The sequence below is a fragment of the Paenarthrobacter ilicis genome (assembly GCF_016907545.1).
Taxonomy (GTDB): domain Bacteria; phylum Actinomycetota; class Actinomycetes; order Actinomycetales; family Micrococcaceae; genus Arthrobacter; species Arthrobacter ilicis.
The window spans coordinates 922,365-940,416 of record NZ_JAFBCD010000001.1; the positions used below are offsets into that span (position 1 = coordinate 922,365).

Below are 18,052 nucleotides of genomic sequence, written 5' to 3' on the forward strand. Positions count from 1 at the left end.
TGCCATGCTGTACACATGAGCGGGGGATATGACAGGGATTTCTTGCGGGCACGCCTGGAGCTGCCCAGTCCGTCAGTAACGACGATTCTTTTGGACTACACCCACTTCTCCGTGCGTTTCAGGGCATCCCGGAAGCTCGCGGCGGTGGTGGGCGTCAACATCAGCGGTGCGGAGTTGAATCCTCTGGCCCGGGAGGGCACCTGGCATTTTGATGACAGGGTACCCAGGGAACAGCAGGCAGGTCCGGACGTCTACAAGAACAACGCGTTTGATCGCGGACATCTGGTGCGGCGTCTGGACCCGGTGTGGGGAGATGCTGCCACCGCCAAAAAGGCCAACCAGGACACCTTCGTGTTCACCAATGCCGCCCCGCAGGTCGATGACTTCAATCAGGGCAAGGAACTGTGGGTGGGGCTGGAGGACCATGTGCTCCAGCACGCCGATGCGCATGACGCGAAGCTCAGTGTCTTCACCGGACCCGTGCTCCTGGACGACGACCTTCCCTACCGGGGAGTCCAGGTTCCACGGAAATTCTGGAAGATCGCGGCGTGGACCAACGACGCGAAGCTGGCAGCCGCCGGGTTTGTCCTGGACCAGTCACCCCTGCTCGGCAAAGTGGACCTTAAACGAGCCATCGACCAACGCCTGCTGGAAGGGGAGCCGCCTCCCTTGGGTCCCTTCCGCACCTTCCAGGTGCCCATTGGAGAGATCGCGGACCTCACGGGGCTCAGCCTCAGCCGGCTCGCCACCGCCGACCGCCTGGTCAGCGGGCAGCGGGAACTCGGCAAGCAACCCAAAGCCATCAAACTCGAAAGCATGGACCAGATCCGCCTCTAGGTAAACACCGGGACTGGCACGCACTGTCGATTTTTCCCGGCCCGATAGACTTGAAGCTGCATGCCCGCTTGCCTTTGAACACTGCACTGAAACCCTGAGATTGGACACGGCCACCTTGCGAGAATTTACCGCCCGCTTTGCCACCGCCGAGGAAACCGATAACTGGGACAAGCACGTCACTGCCAACCCGAACGGCGGCAACATGCTGCAATCGGAAGCGTATGCGGCAGTCAAGGACGGCAACGGCTGGCTGGTTCGCCGCTTGGTGGTGGAAACCGCCGGGTACGCCAGCTACAACCTGCTTCTGGAAAAGAAGTTTCCGGTTCTTGGACGCCTTTGGTACCTCATCAAAGGTCCGGACGCGGCGTCGGTTGAGGACATCAAGCCCATGCTCGCTGCGGTGGCCCGGTTGGCCACGGAACAGAAGCTGAACGTCTTCAGCATCAAGATCGAGCCCGACGTCGTTGAGTCGCCCGAGGTGGCTGCCCAACTGCGGGCGATGGGCCTGGTTAAGGCCCCGAACATCCAGTCCAACGACCATACGGCCATTCTGGACATCTCAGCCCCCGCCAACGAGGTCCTGCGAAGCATCTCTTCACGGGCCAGGAATGCCGTCCGCAGGGCAGAACGCGAAGGCTGCGAGGTGGTTTCTGCCGAGCCGGGCGAGGACAGCTACCGCAAGCTGTACGCCCTGATGCAGAACACGGTCAACGCCAAGGGCGCCATGCCGCTGCGCAGCTACGAGTACTACGCCACGTTCTGGGGTGAATTCTGCAGCCGGGGGCAAGGGCACTTCTTCTTTGTCCATGAGGACGGGGCGCCCAGTGTTGGCGCGTTCGTCATCAACTACGGTTCCAAGGCCACCTACAAAGACGGCGGCTCCACACAGAACCGCCAGCAGTACGGGGACTCCCACTTGGTGCAGTGGACGGCCATCCGGCGGATGCAGGAGCTCGGTTGCGTGGAATACGACTTCTGCGGCACACCACCGGCGGCCAGCATCAAGGACAAGAACCACCCGCTCTACGGCCTGGGATCCTTCAAGACCAGCTTCACCAAGACCGTCACGGACTTCGTGGGTTGCTACGACCATGTGGTGGGCCCGCTCCGCTACAAGCTGTGGCTCGAAGGAGCAGAGAAGGTTTTCCGGAGGCTGGAGACCATGCGCACCGGCGGACAGTTCTACTAAAACCAGTTCCATCAAGCACGGCCCGCTGTGGGCTGCAGGCAAGGCCCGCCCCGGCCACCAACGGGTGCAAATCTACTTATAGGTGAGGTAATTTCTTTGACTCCGATCGAGGCTGGAACCGACATGGAATTCGTACTGATCAGCGACGCTGATTTCGAGGCCTTTGCCAAGGGACACCCGCAGGGAAGCTTCATCCAATCCTTGGAACTGACGCGGTTCCAGCGCGCCCGCGGACAGGAAACGGAGCTTTTCGGAGTCATGCGCGACAGCAGCCTCATCGCCGCCGGCAAGATCGTGTACACCTCCAACCGCTTTGGCTACAAGACCGCTGACTGCGCCAAGGGACCCCTCATGGACTACAGCGATCCCGCACTGGTGAGGTTCGTCGTCGAGCAGTTGAAGAAGCATGCGGCGTCAAAGAAGGCCGCTGAACTGCGGATCTCGCCCAACGTCCGCTACATCGCCAGGGACGAAGACGGCGCGGAGCACCCCGAGGTGGAGGACAACCGTCCGCTCCTCAAAGAACTGGCGGGCCTGGGCTTCCAGCACCAGGGCTTCGACATGAACTTCGCCAACATCAACTGGATGTTCGTCAAGCAACTGGACGGCATAGCCGATTCCGAAGAGCTCATCATGGGCATGAACTACCGCACGCGCAAAGCCATCAGGAAAGCGGAGAAGAACGGCGTTTACCTGGAGCAGGCCACGCTGGAAACACTGGATGAGTTCTACAATGCGCTGAGCACTGCCGGGGACGAGAAAGGCTTTACGTACCGCGAACGCGGGTACTACGAAAGCCTGCTCAAAAGCACCTCCAGTGAGTTCACCAAACTCATGATGGCCAAGATCAACATTCCTGAATACCGGGCCTCCATCACGGAGCGCCTGGAGGCCGAGACTGCTGTCCTGAACGACCTCAAGCGGGAGGTGGAGGAAACAGGCAGCAAGAAGAAGGCCAACCGGGTCAAAGTTGTCCAGGACCTGGTGGACAGCTACGAGCGGAGCCTGAAGGACATTGAACGCTTCCCGGACTCCGTTGGCGTCGCCACCGTGGCTGCCATCCACTTTGCCTGTTCCGGGGATGAACTGGTGTGCGTCATCGGCGGTACGGTGCAGGACTACATCTACTTCAACGGCGCAACGTCCCTGTACTGGGGCATGATGCTGCACGCCCTCAACAATGGCTACTCGCGGTACAACTTCTACGGCACTTTCGGTATCCAGGGGCAGGACGAGACCGGCCACGGCGGGTACGAATTCAAGAAGGGCTTTGGCGGCGAAGTGGTCCAGCTGGTGGGCGACTTTGTGGCTCCGGTCAATCCGCTGGTCTTCAACGCCTTCCGGGTAGCCAAGAAGCTCGCAGGAACCGCCCAGACAGTACTGGAACGATTGCCTCTTGAGAAATTGCCGGTTGTAGGAAAAATCCGAAGGAACCGCTGATCACAATAGCCAGAGGGAGGATCGCTGCGTGACTGAATGGCCTGAGGGCTCAGGTAACAAGCCGCATACGGACGGCTTGCCCAAGACCCAACCACTGCGGCCCTCGCAAGTGCGGCAGAACGTCAATGCCAAACGTATGCTGATGCGTTTGGTCCAGGGCGACAGCCCGCCCACCGCACCCATGAACATCGTGGACCGGCTTGCGGGCAGCCCGTACGCCAACCCCACCATCCAGGTGGTGGGCGTTGACGCCTCGGCGCGCAAGACCATCGACTTCGCCCTGCATCTGGCGGAGGTCATGTTCAGGTACGGTGCCGGAGCGTTGGAGGTGGAGACCAGCATGATTGCCGTCACCGCTGCCCTTGGCCTGAAGAACGTGGAAGTGGACATCACCAACCAGTCGGTGGCCATCAACTACGCACCCAAGGACCAGACTCCCATCACCCTCCTCCGAGTGGTGCGCTCCTGGACCAACAACTACGCAGGCCTGGCCCAGGTCCACCAGTTGGTCACCGACATTGTGGCCGGCGGCGTGGGCCGTGACGAGGCCGTGCGGCGCTTGAACGAGATCATCCGCAGCGCCAAGCCGTTCCCGCGGTGGATGGTCACCATGGCTTTTGGTGTCTTTGCCGCGGTCTTTGTGGGCGTTCTGGGTGGCGGTCCCGGGGCTTCCGCGCTGGCCTTCGCATCCAACATGCTCATCAGCCTGCTGGCGCGGCAATTGATCCGTTGGCGCACACCCGACTTCTTTGTGACCATGGCCAGCTCCTTCCTGGTCACGTTCATTGCGCTGATGCTGCGATGGGCGGGTGCGGACATCGCTCCGTCCATTGTGGTTGCCGGCGGCATTCTGCTGCTGTTGCCCACCGGTCGGTTGGTGTCATCCGTACAAGACGCCATCAACGGCTTCCCCGTCACCGCGGCTGGCCGTTTCCTCTCCACCTTGCTGACCTTCGGCGCGATCGTGGCCGGGATCGGCATAGCTGTGGTGGCAGGAACCATGCTGGGAAGCGCGCTCCTTGACGTCACCCAAACCTTCCCCGATGCCTATCCGCTGTGGGGCCGGGCCATCCTCATCGCCATAGCTGTGGTGGCCATTGGCGTCACCGAGCAGACCCAGATGCGGCTTTTGCTTCCGACCGCGGCAGTCGGCTTGGTGGGCTTCTGCGTTTTGTGGGGCGTGGGCGAGTCCGGTCTGGGGGACCGCCTGACGCCGGCGGTGGCCGCTGTGGTGATCGGTCTGCTGGCCCGCGTGGTCGCGCTGAAGCTGGGCGCTCCGCAGCTGGTGGTTGCGGTTCCGGCCGCGCTGATCCTGCTGCCTGGCCTCACGATCTTCCGCTCCATGTACACGCTCACCGTTGAAGGTGGCGACTTCCTGGCAGGGGCTGGCGGCATGCTCAATGCCGGTGCCATTGTGCTGGGAGTGGCCGCAGGAATCGTGCTGGGCGACAACCTCGCACGGCCGCTGACCAAGGGGCTCTCCAGCAACGAGCGCCGCCGGGTCCGCAGGCGGTAATGACGTGATGAAGAAGGGCGCCACCGTTCGGTGGCGCCCTTCTTTGCAGTGCTGCCAGATCTGGGCAGTGCCTCAGATCTGGCCTGTGCCTCAGATCTGGCCGACGGGGAGCTTCTTTTCGGCTTGGAAGACTTCCTCCACACGGCCCTGGGCCCAGTAGCCGGACAGTGAGACCTGTGATCGCTCCAGGCCGCGCTGGACGAAGAAGATCTCGCGGAGCCCCTTCATGTAGCCACGCTCGCCATGGGCAAAGACGTCCACGCGTCCGGGCAGCCATTCCGTGTTCCCCAGGGCCTCCAGGAGAAGATCACTGGACCCTGCGGGCGCACCCCTGCGGAACAGCCACTGCAGTTCTACCCCGGGAGGGGCGCTGATGGGCAGGATGTCGGCTTCGCTGTCCACTTCCATGACGGCGATGCCACGGGCATCGGAGGCCAGTGCTTCGATCGAGGCTGCAATGGCGGGGATCGCAGCGTCGTCTCCGGCAAAGAGGTACCAGTCGGCACCCGGGGCCGGGTTGTAGGCGCCACCTGGTCCAGTGAAGACCAACGAATCCCCGGGCTCCGCGCTGGCAGCCCACGGACCTGCCAGGCCTTCGTCGCCGTGGACCACGAAGTCGATGGCCAACTCCTGCGCCTCCAGGTCCACCCATCGGATGGTGTACGTCCTGGTGTGGGGCCATTGCTCCCGTGGCATGGTCTCCCGGATGGCCCAAAGGTCCAGGGGAAGCTGGTAATCAACGCCAGGCTGCGGGAAGACGATCTTGACGTAACGGTCCACGTACTCGTTGTTGGCGTAGTCGCTGAAGCCCGGGCCGCCGGCCACAATGCGCACCATGTGGGGGGAAAGTTGCTCGCGCCGCAGCACCGTCAGGTTGACTTGCGGGCGGCTCTTGCGGGTAGCGGACGACGTAACGGGGAGTGCTGACATATAGGCAAGCCTAAGCTAATGAGCTCCGAGCAGGCTGGGTATGAGTCGCACATTACAGTCGCTCTCTCACGTCCCGTCGCGTTCTGGCAGTTCCTCTCTCACGTCCCGTCGCGTTCTGACCGTTCCTCTCTCACGTCCCGCATCGGTGGGATGTGAATGAGGGATGGGCTTTTGGGGGTGGGATGTGAGAGAGGGGCGGTGGGGTGGGTCAGAGGACCGGCAGTTCCCAGTCCACCGGATCTGCCCCTTGTTCGCGCAACAAGTCGTTGGTCCTGCTGAAGGGTTTGGAGCCGAAGAAACCGCGGGAAGCAGACAGGGGACTCGGGTGCGCGGACACAATCGACGGCGCACCCTCCAGCAGCGGCTCCACCCCCTCGGCATCCTTGCCCCACAGGATGGCCACCAGGGGGCGGCGGTTCCCGGCGGCGTCGGTCCGCTTGGCCACTGCGGTGACTGCCGCCGTCGTGATCTCTTCCCATCCCTTGCGTCGATGCGAGCCGGCCTTCCCTGCTTCCACGCTGAGCACCCTGTTCAACAGCAGGACGCCTTGGCCTGTCCAGGCGCTGAGGTCACCGTGGACGCGCGGCGGAAGACCCAGGTCGTCGTGGAGTTCCCGGTAGATGTTGGTGAGGCTGCGGGGGATAGGGCGGGTCCGGGGCGAGACGGCGAAGGACAGCCCGACGGCGTGTCCCGGCGTGGGATACGGGTCCTGCCCCAGGATGAGTACTTTGACGTCAGCCAGCGGCTGCTGGAATGCGCGCAGAAGGTGATCCGCCCTCGGCAGTACCTGGGCCCCGCTGGCCGCTTGTTCCGCCACGAAGCGCAAGGCGTCCCGGAGCTGTCCTTCAACCGGTTCAAGTGCCGCGGCCCAATCGGGAGCCACAAGATCGCCGAGGGGCCGGTGGCCAAGTTCCGAAAAACCGGAATCGTTGGTGGTTGCGGGTTCAAGGTCAAAAAGTGCTTCCTCGCCTGTCATCACGTCATTGTGCCTTGCCTCTGGGTGCCGGGGCGAATGACACCGTTGTTATTCGCCCGTAACATGGGAGTAGGACATTTTTCCCAACAAGCGTCGAAGGAGTGTGCCGTGGCAGAACCAGCAACGGATCCGATGGCGGCGCAGGCCCCGGGCTTTGCCCTGGCGGACCTCGCAGCGGAAACCCGCAGCGACTCGCCGCTCAGCGAACGCGACCAGCAGATCCTCGCCTTGGAACGGCAGTGGTGGAAGTACGCCGGAGCCAAGGAACAGGCTATCCGCGAACTGTTCGATCTCTCCGCCACGCACTACTACCAAATACTGAACGCGTTGATCGACACCGAGGACGCATTGGCCCACGATCCCATGCTCGTCAAGAGATTGCGTAGACTACGTACGTCCCGCCAGCGTGCGCGGACGGCACGTCGCTTGGGGTCCGACGCGTAAATCGCAAGGCTGATCTGTCAGCAGCAACCAGCAAGGACATCGCTTCACCATGACCAAATTTGCCCGGGACGAGTTCGACCAAGTCCCACAGAACACCTCCCGTCAGGGCGTACACCGCGATGCCCAGGAAACCGCCCGCCCAACTTTGTGGCCGGTCCTGACCGTTGGCGCCGTGGCACTGGTGCTCGGGTTGGTAGCCTTCCTGGTCCTGCCGAACCTCGGTGTGGTGGGGCCCAGCGCCTCAACACAAACCTCGACGCCGGCACCCCAGCAGACGGAAACGGCACCATCAGCGCAGCCCACCGATACCGGGACGCCGCCGGTCGCTTCAGGCGAACCGACGCCGGGCACGTCGCCGTCGGATGTTCCGTCCGCGACCCCCTCGGCCGCCAACGTGGACAAAGCAACACCCGTGGCCGTCTACAACGGTGCCGGTACTGCCGGCCTGGCCGGCAGGGTTGCCGGATTGGTCCAGGGTGACGGCTGGACGCTGAGCACGGTGGGAAACTGGGGCGGATTGCCGCAGCAGACATCCGTGATTTTCTACAATGCACCTGCCCAGAAGGCCAACGCAGAAGCCCTGGGAACCTTGCTCCGCATCCAGACAATCGTTGAGTCCACCGACATCCAGCAGCCGCTGGTTGTCGTGGCAGGCCCGGGGTACCAGTAACTCTTTCAGCCCAGGCCCGGACCCAACTGGGTTAAGCCTCAATAACAAAGTCATGCAATCCCGCTCTTCGGCCACCACTGGCAGAGTGACTGTGGTTACAGTGGATTGATTCCGGTACGGCGATCCCGGCTACCGGTTTTTCTACTGCGAAAGTGTGGACATCATGGCATTGGGAACCGTCAAATGGTTCAACGCCGAAAAGGGCTACGGCTTCATCACTGTGGATGAATCCGGCGACGACGTTTTTGTACACTGGTCCGCCATTCAGATGGACGGCTTCCGGGCCCTCGAAGAAGGGCAGCGGGTTGAATTCGAAGTGGGCGAGGGCCAGAAGGGGCCGCAGGCCGAAGGCGTCCGCGCAGCCTGAACTGCCAGGCCCCGGAAGGTTGCTCTCAGCTATTGGCTGAAACCCCCTTGTTTTGTCTCCTGAAGAGGCATTCCTGCTTGCACTCTCCACGGGTGAGTGCTAATTATTGATTTAGCACTCCTACGGTTCGACTGCTAAGTCCGGCCCGGCACTCGCTGGACCGCTTGGTTGGTTGGGCTCATGGAGGATCAAGAAAAACCTTGGTGTGGTGAGGTTCGGAGCGCGGGGCGTACATAGGCCGCGGGCTACGGGCCGTCCGTCGCGGGCACCGCACCGCCAGGTACCTTCTTAACGACTGTCCCGAAAGGACTACCGCCGTTATGGCCAAGATCATTGCATTTGATGAAGAGGCACGCCGCGGCCTCGAGCGGGGTTTGAACATCCTCGCAGACGCCGTCAAGGTCACCCTCGGCCCGCGTGGACGCAACGTCGTCCTCGAAAAGAAGTGGGGCGCCCCCACGATCACCAACGATGGCGTTTCCATCGCCAAGGAGATCGAGCTGGACGATCCTTACGAGAAGATCGGCGCTGAGCTGGTCAAGGAAGTTGCCAAGAAGACGGATGACGTCGCTGGCGACGGTACCACCACCGCAACGGTTCTCGCCCAGGCACTGGTCAAGGAAGGCCTGCGCAACGTTGCCGCCGGCGCCGACCCGCTGTCCCTCAAGCGCGGCATCGAGAAGGCTGTTGAGGCAGTCATCAGCGAACTGCTGAGCTCTGCCAAGGAAATCGAAACCAAAGAGCAGATCGCCGCTACGGCGTCCATCTCCGCTGGTGACCCGGAAATCGGCAGCCTCATCGCCGAAGCCCTGGACAAGGTTGGCAAGGAAGGCGTCATCACGGTCGAGGAGTCCAACACCTTCGGCCTGGAGCTCGAGCTCACCGAAGGCATGCGCTTCGACAAGGGCTACATCTCCGCTTACTTCGTTACCGATGCAGAGCGCCAGGAAACGGTTCTTGAAGATCCGTACATCCTGATCGTCAACTCCAAGATCTCCAACGTGAAGGAACTCGTCACGGTTCTGGAGAAGGTCATGCAGTCCAACAAGCCGCTGCTGATCATCGCTGAAGACATCGAGGGCGAGGCTCTGGCCACCCTGATCGTCAACAAGATCCGCGGCACCTTCAAGTCCGTTGCCGTCAAGGCTCCGGGCTTCGGCGACCGCCGCAAGGCACAGCTTGCCGACATTGCCATCCTCACCGGTGGCCAGGTCATCTCCGAAGAAGTTGGCCTCAAGCTCGAAAACGCCGGACTGGAGCTCCTTGGCACCGCCCGCAAGGTTGTTGTCACCAAGGACGAGACCACCATTGTTGAAGGTGCCGGCGACGCCGACGCCATCGCTGGTCGCGTAGCCCAGATCCGCGCCGAGATCGAGAACTCCGATTCCGACTACGACCGCGAGAAGCTGCAGGAACGTCTGGCCAAGCTGGCCGGCGGCGTTGCAGTCATCAAGGCCGGTGCCGCTACCGAAGTTGAGCTCAAGGAACGCAAGCACCGCATTGAGGACGCAGTCCGCAACGCCAAGGCTGCAGTTGAAGAGGGCATCGTTGCCGGTGGTGGCGTAGCCCTCATCCAGGCCGGCGCCAAGGCATTCGCCAACCTCACCCTCCAGGGTGACGAGGCAACCGGTGCCAACATCGTCAAGGTAGCCATTGACGCTCCGCTCAAGCAGATCGCTTTCAACGCCGGCCTCGAACCGGGCGTTGTTGTGGACAAGGTCCGCGGCTTGCCTGCCGGCCACGGCTTGAACGCTGCCACGGGCGAGTACGAAGACCTGCTGGCTGCCGGCGTCAACGACCCCGTAAAGGTCACCCGCTCGGCTCTCCAGAACGCTGCTTCCATCGCTGGTCTGTTCCTGACCACCGAGGCCGTAGTTGCTGACAAGCCTGAGAAGAACGCTCCGGCTCCGGGCGGCGACGACATGGGCGGCATGGGCGGCTTCTAAGCCACCTTCTGCTGAACCTGGCGTTTCAGAGCACACGACGGCGGTCCCCACCTCACGGTGGGGGCCGCCGTTTGCATGAGCGCCCTCTCGCGGCCACGAAATCGCGGGAACGCTGCGAATCAGTCGCCCCGGTCCGGCGTTTTGGCACGCTTCCCGCGACGTCGGCGAAAGAGTGTCGGTGGCTTCTGGCAGGATTAAAGGCATGACGATTATTGCTGCCGCCGATGGGTCCGCCCTCGGTAATCCTGGGCCGGCCGGTTGGGCCTGGTACGTTGACGATTCCTGCTGGCGAGCGGGAGGTTGGCCCCACGGCACCAACAACCAGGGCGAGCTGATGGCCGTGTTGGACCTGTTCCGGTCCACGGCGCACGTAGCCGATGAAGACTTGCTGATCCTGTGCGACAGCCAATACGTCATCAACTGCATCACCAAGTGGATGTCCGGGTGGAAACGCAAGGGCTGGCGCAAGGCGGACGGCAAGGCTGTGCTCAACGTCGATTTGCTTAAGGACATCGATCAAGCCGTGGCAGGCCGCAAGTACAAGTTTGAGTGGGTCAAAGGCCACGCCGGACACCCCCTCAACGAGGCCGCTGACGAGCGTGCCAGGGCAGTCGCCACGGCCTACCAGCAAGGCGTTGCAGCCCGCGTTGGCCCTGGATTCCCGGGTGCCGCCATTACCGAGGCCCCAGATGCGGCCGCTGCCGCCGACGACACCAAAGCCGCTGGCGCTCCCGTATCCGCCGCTCCAGCCGCCCACGCCGCTGCCGGGCAGCGTAACGTCGTCGAGCTAGCTACCCAGCCCAAGGTTGACCGGGCCGTGTCCCAGCACTTCGAACCCGCACTGTTCGGAGAGTCGGGCCTTTTTGGGCAGCTGGATCTCTTCAGTGAGCTCGAGGACAGTGCCGGAGTGCAGGAACTCTCACCCGAGGAAACTGTCCTCTCCTTGGAACGCGAACTGCTGCGCCCGGAAGTACGCGCAGATATTGGCAGGGTGGGTGTTCTGTTGCATCCGGACTTTGCCGAAATCGGGAGTTCGGGCCGGTACTGGACCAGGGATGCAATGTTGATGGCCCTGGAAGAAGATCCCGGCGTCCATACCGAGCTGGAACTTCTCACCGCCGATCGGCTGAGTGAGACCACCATTCTTCTGAACTACCGCAGCTTCGCGCATACGGGTGCTGCTCGCGCTGGGGCATCACACGACGGCCCCACCCCATCAGCCGCCCAGTCCGGCTCAGCCCTGCGCAGTTCTGTCTGGATGCTGGACCGGGGCCAGTGGCGCCTCCGCTTCCACCAGGGGACGCCTGAGCCCCAGGCCTAAGACGACGCTGGGACCTGCGGGGACGGGAGAACAGGGGGAAGGCGCCCGTCCCCGCAGGAGTTCAGTGGCGCAGCGCAGGTTGCGGGGCCTCGCTGCTAGTAAGTGAAGCGCTGGGTGTTCCCATGTTCCACCTCGGAGTAGCTGGTGGCGGCCGAGGACAGTGCGGTGGTGATGGAGGCCAGGGACGCCTCTACCTTGCTTTGCGTCAGGGACCATTCCAGGATCAGCGCCTGGAAGTTGTTGGCTGCAGATCCCTTCCAGGTTCCCTGCAGTTCTTCCAGGCCGCGCCGCATGGTGTGAACGTCCGAACTGATGCGGTCAACAGTTCCTTTGACGTTGGCTGACTTGAGTTGCAGCAACTCGGTGTCGACGGAGATGACGCTCATGGGCAGTGCCTTTCGACGAAGATGTTCCGCATAGTGCGGTGGAAGAGTGGGCCACACCATTGAGCCTAGGCAGCCGTCTTCCACCGCGGAACGGGTGGTCTTCGCTATGTGGAAAAAGCGTCCGGGGAACGCGCGAAAAGCTAAGGCGCCGAGACCTCGGCGGGTGCCTCGTGGTAGGGGAGGACAACCACCAAAGTTGCGCCGCCGCCGTCGGTCTCCTTGACCCGCACTGAACCATCATGGGAGCCCACGATCGCCGCTACGATGGCGAGGCCCAGGCCGCTGCCACCGGTTTCGCGGGTGCGGGAAGTATCTGCCCGGTAGAAGCGCTCAAAGATCTTGTTGGTTTCCGTCTCCGGAATTCCGGGACCGTGATCGCGGATTTCGATCACGGACTCCTGGCCCTTGGGCGTGCTCCGGGTGCCAACGGCGAGTTCGATCGGGCTTCCCTCCGGGGTATAGCGGAGGGCGTTTCCCACGAGGTTGCCGATCACTTGGCGTAGCTTCGCCTCGTCACCCTGAACCGGAGCCGCGCTGGGGGAGGCGCCATCCAGCCCTGTCATGGTGATGGTCCGGTCGCCGGAGGACGCCTTGGTGTCCACCATGGCATCGTGGGCCAGCAAATGCAGGTCCACGGGCTTGTGCTGGAGGGGCCGTTGTTCGTCCAGCCGGGCCAGCAGCAGGAGGTCCTCCACCATGGAACCCATCCGCTTGGCTTCGCTCTCGATCCTGCCCATGGCCATGGCCACATCCTCCGGGGTGGTGAGTGCCCCGTGCCGGTACAGCTCGGAGAAACCGCGGATGGTCACCAAGGGAGTGCGGAGCTCGTGCGAGGCATCGGCTGCGAAACGCCGCATCCGTCCCTCCGATGCTGCCCGGGCTGCGAAGGAGGACTCGATATGAGCCAGCATGGCGTTCAGTGACCCGCCCAAGCGGCCCACTTCCGTATGAGGGTTGTCGATTTCCACGCGCCGGGAGAGGTCTCCGGCAGCAATGGCCGCAGCAGTTTTCTCCACCTTTGCCAACGGCCTGAAGGAGCGGGCCACCGTCCACGTTGCTATGAAGAACGCCAGCACAATGGTCAGCAGCCCGACACCCACAACCACCAGGACGGCATGTTCCATGACCTTATCCACCGGGGTCAGCGGGAGACCGATGATCACCACGCCATTCTGGCCATTGGCGATCACACCAACAGCAACCACCCGCCAGTTGGTACCTGCGGTGCCCTTGACCTGAAACGGCGCATTGGCCCGCTGCTTGGCTTCCGCCGGGGTGATGTTCGCAATGGCGGGACGGTCCTGTTCGCTCCCGCCGAACTGGTAGGGATCAGTCCCAGGCACATAAAGGGTCAGGGAGTAGTCCGTGGGGACAGCGGTGTCAGGCTCGGACAGCGGATTGAAGGAGTTGCGGTCCTGGGCCAACGCCACTGCGCCTTTGAGCTTGTCATCAACCTGCCCTTGGAGGTAGCTCTTGACCAGCGTCAGCGTCCCTGCTCCGGTTGCCGCGAGGGCAAGCAACAGCAGTCCCATGATGATGGCGACGAGTTGGGACCTCAGGGATGCCGATTTCCAGCGTTGTACCAAGGGTCAGCGCTTCTCTGCCGTCCGGAGCACATAGCCCACGCCGCGTTTGGTCTGGATGAGTGCTGCGGCGTCGGGATCGATGTCCACTTTGCGCCGCAGGTAAGAGATGTAGGACTCAACAATGGAGGCATCTCCGTTGAAGTCGTACTCCCACACGTGGTCCAGGATCTGGGCCTTGGACAGGACACGGTTGGGATTGAGCATGAGGTAGCGCAGGAGCTTGAACTCGGTAGGCGAGAGCTCAATGACGGTGCCGCCGCGGCGGACCTCGTGGGCGTCGTCGTCGAGCTCAAGATCATCCACACGCAAAACCGCGTCGTCGTCTTCCAGCGGCTGGGTGCGGCGCAACACTGCCCGGATGCGGGCAACAACCTCGTCCAGGCTGAAGGGCTTGGTGACGTAATCATCTCCGCCGACGGTGAGGCCGGTGACCTTGTCTTCGGTGTCGTCCTTCGCGGTGAGGAACAGCACCGGGAAGTGCTTGCCTGCCGCGCGGAGACGCCGGGTGACGGTGAAGCCGTCCATGTCGGGCAGCATGACGTCCAGTACGGCCAGGTCCGGGGCGTGGAGGTCTGCGGCGGCCAGTGCCTCGCGACCATTGGACGCGGCCACTACCTCGAAGCCTGCAAAACGCAGCGACGTGGAGAGCAGCTCGCGAATGTTGGGTTCATCATCAACCACAAGAAGCTTGGCTTCGGGACCGTTCTTTTTCATGACGCCCATGATCCTCCCAGTAACTGGGAGTTTTCTGGAAGCACCATGTGAGCGGTCTCCGTGTCCGGTTGGCACATTGACGAGCCCACGGCCCCTAAGAACCCAGCGCCAGTCCTACTCCCAACGCGGTCATGGTCACTGCGATGCCGCCGTCCAGCCAGCGCCAGGAGGCGGGATTGGCGAAGAATCCCCGGAGCAGCCGCGCCCCGAAGCCCAAGGAGCAGAACCAGAGGATGCTGGCCAGCATGGCGCCGGCCCCGAACCACCACTGCAACCCCACGCCTTGGGCGCTGGCCAGCGAGCCGATCAGGGCGATGTCCAGGTACACGTGCGGGTTGAGCCAGGTGAGGGCCAGGACGGTGGCGATCGCGGCGGCGATGCTGCTCCGTGCTCCGCTTTTTCTGGATCCGTCCGCGGCGGTCAAAGCCTTCGGGCGTAGAGCACGTTTGGCGGCCATCAGGCCATAGGTCACCAGGAAGGCCGCCCCGATGTAGCGGAGAATCACGACGGCGGTGGGGGCCGCCGTCGTCAGCGCACCGATGCCTGCCACGCCGGCGGCGATCAGGACGGCATCGGAGAGCGCGCAGACCGCGACGATGGGAACAATGTGCTCGCCGCGTATGCCCTGCCGCAGGACGAAGGCGTTCTGCGCGCCGATCGCGACGATGAGGGCCAGGCCGGTGGCCAGGCCCAGGCCTGCTGCTTGGGAGAAATCTGTAAAAGTCACCCTTTGAACCTATGATCCCAGGAAGCATTAGACTAGCTAAATATTCTTAGATGGCATAAGATCAGCTAATGTCGAAGTTTCCCGCCGAGCAGCTGCTCACTTTCGCCGCAGTACTGTCCGAGGGCACCTTGGATGCCGCCGCGCGCCAACTGCACATCACGCCGTCGGCAGTATCCCAACGACTCAAGGCCCTGGAACATGCCGCTGGTCGCGTGCTGCTGCGCCGGAGCAACCCCGCCCAGCCCACCGAGGCTGGGGAGATTGTGCTGCGGTTGGCCCGCCAGATGGCGCAATTGGAGGCCGACGCCGGACGGGAGCTCGGCCTCGGGGCAGGAGGGGACCACCTTGCCCTCCCCATCGTGGTCAATGCCGACTCCCTGGCCGTCTGGTTCCTGCAGGCGCTGGTGCAGCTACCGGGCGATCTCCACGTCACCTTCGATCTGCACAGGGACGACGAACAGCACTCCACGTCACTTCTGCGGTCAGGGACGGTCATGGCAGCTGTCACTGCCACTCCCGAGCCGGTCCAAGGGTGCCGGGTGGAGAGCCTGGGCGTGATGCGCTACGTGCCGGTGGCGTCGCCGGACTACCTCGCCCGATGGTTTCCCCATTTCCCGGAAGGTGTCGATGGGGGAGCCCTGAATGCGGTCCCCACCGTGGACTTTGATCGCAAAGATACTTACCAGTGGGCTTTCGTGCAGTCATGGCCCACTGCGGGGGAACCGGCTCCCGGGCGGAAAGGGCCACGGCATTACGTTCCGGCGTCCCAGGACTTCGGCGACGCGATCCGGCTGGGCCTGGGGTGGGGGTTGTTGCCCGAAGCCCAGTGCGGTCCGGATATCGCTGCTGGGCGCCTCGTCGAGTTGGCCCCGGACCGGCCCTTGGACGTCCCGCTGTACTGGCAACGGTGGCGTACGGCGTCCACGGCGCTGGATGCGCTCAGCCGGGCCGTCCGGGAGGTCTCAGCGGAGTACTTGAGGCCAGCGGATTAAATCCCAAGACCGGTTTGACCCCTAAAACCGGACACGCCCGCCGAGGCGTCCAATAATGTCAGTGCCTGGTTCCACACTTTAACCATGGCAAAGACAACAGCACCCACCAGCATCACACGGCACCTGGACAGCGAGGACGTGGAATTCCACGTGACCTACCTGGACACCGATACCGGGCGTGTGCGCCGTGAAGATTTCCAGGACCTTGCTGCGGCAGAACGCTTCGCCAGTGCACAGCTCCGGGACGAAGAGTCCTGGGCAGTGGTGGACCACGTCAAGATCGCAGTCACCAGCCGCATGGTGGCTTAAGGCCGCAAGCCCTACTGCTCCTGGCCCACGTCCTTGCCGATGTCCTTGGCGTCCATGATCCTGTAGGCGTAGCCCTGTTCGGCCAGGAACCGTTGGCGCTTGGCCGCGAAGTCCTGGTCCAAGGTGTCGCGCGCCACCAGGGAGTAGAAGCGCGCAGCACGGCCATCCTGCTTGGGCCGCAGGAGCCTGCCAAGACGTTGCGCCTCTTCCTGCCGGGAGCCAAAGGAACCGGACACCTGGATGGCTACCGAGGCCTCGGGGAGGTCGATGGAGAAGTTGGCCACCTTGGAGACCACCAGCGTGTGCACCTCGCCCCTGCGGAAAGCATCGAACAGTTTTTGCCGTGCTTTGACGCTGGTTTCACCCTTGATCAACGGAGCGTCCAACCGCTCGGCGATCTCGTCAAGTTGATCAATGTACTGGCCAATCACCAGCAATTGCTCGCCCTTGTGGGCCTCCACCAGTTGCTCCACCACCTGGGTCTTCGTTTCGGAGGTGGCACAAAGCCGGTACTTGTCGGCGTCATCGGCCATGGCGTAGGCCACGCGCTCATCGCGGGGGAGGTCGACGCGCACTTCCACGCAGTCCGCCGGCGCTATATACCCCTGTGCCTCGATGTCCTTCCACGGAGCGTCGTACCGCTTGGGGCCGATCAGGCTGAAGACCTCGCCTTCGCGGCCGTCCTCGCGGACCAATGTTGCCGTCAGGCCCAACCGGCGCCGTGCCTGCAGATCAGCGGTCATCCGGAAGATCGGGGCAGGCAACAAGTGGACTTCGTCGTAAATGATCAGGCCCCAGTCGTGGCCGTCCACCAACTCCAGATGCGGGTACAGCCCACCGCGCTTGGTGGTGAGCACCTGGTAGGTGGCGATGGTGACGGGCCGGACTTCCTTGACGGACCCCGAGTATTCACCGATCTCATCTTCCGTCAGGGAGGTGCGTTTGAGGAGCTCGTCCTTCCACTGCCGTGCGGACACTGTGTTGGTCACCAGAATCAGGGTGGTGGTGGAGGAGGTTGCCATGGCGGCCGCGCCCACCAACGTCTTGCCTGCGCCACACGGAAGCACCACCACTCCGCTGCCGCCGGCCCAGAAGTTCTCCGTGGCTACTTTTTGATACGGGCGCAACTCCCAACCGCTCTGGTCCAGCATGATCAGGTGCGGCTGGCCATCAACGTAGCCCGCCAGATCCTCCGCGGGCCAGCCCAACTTGAGGAGCAGCTGTTTCAGCTGGCCCCGCTGCGAGGAATGCACCACCACAGTCTCGCCATCGATACGCGGCCCCAGAAGCGGTGCAATTTTTTTGGCACGGATTACTTCCTCCAACACGGGGTAGTCGTCCGTCCGCATCACCAGTCCATGCTGGGAGTCCTTCTCCAACCGCAGCCTGCCATAGCGGGACATGGTCTCTTCAATGTCGATCAGCAGCGAATGCGGAACCGGAAAACGCGAATACTTCAGCAGCGTGTCCAGCACCTGCTCGGCATCCAACCCGGCGGCGCGGGCGTTCCACAGCCCCAGCGGCGTCAACCGGTAGCTGTGCATATGTTCCGGCGCGCGCTCAAGTTCGGCGAAGGCGGCGATCGCGTGCCGTGCCTCTGTGGCGAGTTCGTGGTCCACTTCCAACAGAATGGTTTTGTCGCTCTGAACGATCAGCGGACCGTCGGTCACTGTTGATTCCTCACTCGCAGTTTGGTGAACAC

The 18,052-nt window shown here is 62.9% G+C and carries 18 protein-coding genes; 11 read left to right on the plus strand and 7 right to left on the minus strand.

All coding sequences use genetic code 11. From position 1 onward, the window contains the following. The first annotated feature begins 15 nt into the window (after window positions 1-15). The 4 genes from JOE60_RS04370 to JOE60_RS04385 all read left to right on the plus strand — a co-directional run bounded on the left by JOE60_RS04370 (window position 16) and on the right by JOE60_RS04385 (window position 4,982). A complete protein-coding gene (locus JOE60_RS04370; protein ID WP_167264421.1) occupies window positions 16-837 on the plus strand; it encodes a DNA/RNA non-specific endonuclease in 822 nt (273 codons plus the stop codon). 100 nt (window positions 838-937) lie between these two features. Further along, on the plus strand, window positions 938-2,026 hold the full coding sequence (locus JOE60_RS04375) for a lipid II:glycine glycyltransferase FemX (RefSeq protein ID WP_204814832.1): 1,089 nt from the start codon (window positions 938-940) through the stop codon (window positions 2,024-2,026). Between the two features lie 123 nt (window positions 2,027-2,149). Next, the gene (locus JOE60_RS04380) at window positions 2,150-3,466 is read left to right on the plus strand and encodes a peptidoglycan bridge formation glycyltransferase FemA/FemB family protein (RefSeq protein ID WP_167264425.1); all 1,317 of its coding nucleotides are present in this window, start codon (window positions 2,150-2,152) and stop codon (window positions 3,464-3,466) included. 28 nt (window positions 3,467-3,494) lie between these two features. After that, the gene (locus JOE60_RS04385; protein WP_167264427.1) at window positions 3,495-4,982 is read left to right on the plus strand and encodes a threonine/serine exporter family protein; all 1,488 of its coding nucleotides are present in this window, start codon (window positions 3,495-3,497) and stop codon (window positions 4,980-4,982) included. Between the two features lie 90 nt (window positions 4,983-5,072). Here JOE60_RS04385 and JOE60_RS04390 read toward each other — a convergent pair whose 3' ends face one another. Both JOE60_RS04390 and JOE60_RS04395 read right to left on the minus strand, forming a co-directional pair. Then, on the minus strand, window positions 5,073-5,912 hold the full coding sequence (locus JOE60_RS04390; RefSeq protein ID WP_167264429.1) for a siderophore-interacting protein: 840 nt from the start codon (window positions 5,910-5,912) through the stop codon (window positions 5,073-5,075). 208 nt (window positions 5,913-6,120) lie between these two features. Next, entirely contained in the window at window positions 6,121-6,888 is a 768-nt protein-coding gene (locus tag JOE60_RS04395; RefSeq protein ID WP_204814833.1) for a uracil-DNA glycosylase, read from the minus strand. Between the two features lie 108 nt (window positions 6,889-6,996). On the opposite strand from JOE60_RS04395, the gene JOE60_RS04400 reads away from it, so the two are divergent. The 5 genes from JOE60_RS04400 (at window position 6,997) to JOE60_RS04420 (ending at window position 11,636) form a co-directional block, all read left to right on the plus strand. Beyond that, window positions 6,997-7,332 carry a DUF3263 domain-containing protein gene (locus tag JOE60_RS04400; RefSeq protein ID WP_167264433.1) on the plus strand — a complete coding sequence of 112 codons (336 nt, stop codon included), beginning with the start codon at window positions 6,997-6,999 and terminating at the stop codon, window positions 7,330-7,332. A gap of 49 nt (window positions 7,333-7,381) precedes the next feature. Continuing rightward, entirely contained in the window at window positions 7,382-8,002 is a 621-nt protein-coding gene (locus JOE60_RS04405; protein ID WP_167264435.1) for a LytR C-terminal domain-containing protein, read from the plus strand. Between the two features lie 163 nt (window positions 8,003-8,165). After that, complete coding sequence (locus JOE60_RS04410) at window positions 8,166-8,369, plus strand: cold-shock protein (RefSeq protein WP_167264436.1); 204 nt, start codon at window positions 8,166-8,168, stop codon at window positions 8,367-8,369. A gap of 320 nt (window positions 8,370-8,689) precedes the next feature. After that, window positions 8,690-10,315, plus strand: coding sequence for a chaperonin GroEL (groL, locus tag JOE60_RS04415; RefSeq protein ID WP_167264438.1), 1,626 nt, complete (start codon window positions 8,690-8,692; stop codon window positions 10,313-10,315). Between the two features lie 202 nt (window positions 10,316-10,517). Next, window positions 10,518-11,636, plus strand: a complete 1,119-nt coding sequence (locus JOE60_RS04420) for a ribonuclease HI family protein (protein ID WP_167264440.1) — start codon at window positions 10,518-10,520, stop codon at window positions 11,634-11,636. Window positions 11,637-11,731: 95 nt separating this feature from the next. On the opposite strand, the gene JOE60_RS04425 is transcribed toward JOE60_RS04420, so the two are convergent. The 4 genes from JOE60_RS04425 to JOE60_RS04440 all read right to left on the minus strand — a co-directional run bounded on the left by JOE60_RS04425 (window position 11,732) and on the right by JOE60_RS04440 (window position 15,049). Continuing rightward, the gene (locus JOE60_RS04425) at window positions 11,732-12,022 is read right to left on the minus strand and encodes a WXG100 family type VII secretion target (protein ID WP_167264442.1); all 291 of its coding nucleotides are present in this window, start codon (window positions 12,020-12,022) and stop codon (window positions 11,732-11,734) included. Between the two features lie 140 nt (window positions 12,023-12,162). After that, entirely contained in the window at window positions 12,163-13,608 is a 1,446-nt protein-coding gene (locus JOE60_RS04430; protein WP_167264443.1) for a sensor histidine kinase, read from the minus strand. 3 nt (window positions 13,609-13,611) lie between these two features. After that, window positions 13,612-14,322: a response regulator transcription factor gene (locus JOE60_RS04435; protein ID WP_167264444.1), complete on the minus strand. Its 711-nt coding sequence runs from the start codon at window positions 14,320-14,322 to the stop codon at window positions 13,612-13,614. Between the two features lie 94 nt (window positions 14,323-14,416). After that, window positions 14,417-15,049 carry a LysE family transporter gene (locus JOE60_RS04440; protein WP_167264445.1) on the minus strand — a complete coding sequence of 211 codons (633 nt, stop codon included), beginning with the start codon at window positions 15,047-15,049 and terminating at the stop codon, window positions 14,417-14,419. A 68-nt stretch (window positions 15,050-15,117) separates the two neighbouring features. Between JOE60_RS04440 and JOE60_RS04445 the strand changes: the two genes are divergently transcribed. Together JOE60_RS04445 and JOE60_RS04450 are read left to right on the plus strand one after the other, a co-directional pair. Next, window positions 15,118-16,041, plus strand: a complete 924-nt coding sequence (locus tag JOE60_RS04445) for a LysR family transcriptional regulator ArgP (RefSeq protein WP_167264446.1) — start codon at window positions 15,118-15,120, stop codon at window positions 16,039-16,041. 84 nt (window positions 16,042-16,125) lie between these two features. Next, the gene (locus JOE60_RS04450; protein WP_167264447.1) at window positions 16,126-16,350 is read left to right on the plus strand and encodes a hypothetical protein; all 225 of its coding nucleotides are present in this window, start codon (window positions 16,126-16,128) and stop codon (window positions 16,348-16,350) included. 11 nt (window positions 16,351-16,361) lie between these two features. On the opposite strand, the gene JOE60_RS04455 is transcribed toward JOE60_RS04450, so the two are convergent. Then, the gene (locus tag JOE60_RS04455) at window positions 16,362-18,020 is read right to left on the minus strand and encodes a DNA repair helicase XPB (RefSeq protein ID WP_167264448.1); all 1,659 of its coding nucleotides are present in this window, start codon (window positions 18,018-18,020) and stop codon (window positions 16,362-16,364) included. Window positions 18,021-18,052: the final 32 nt, after the last annotated feature.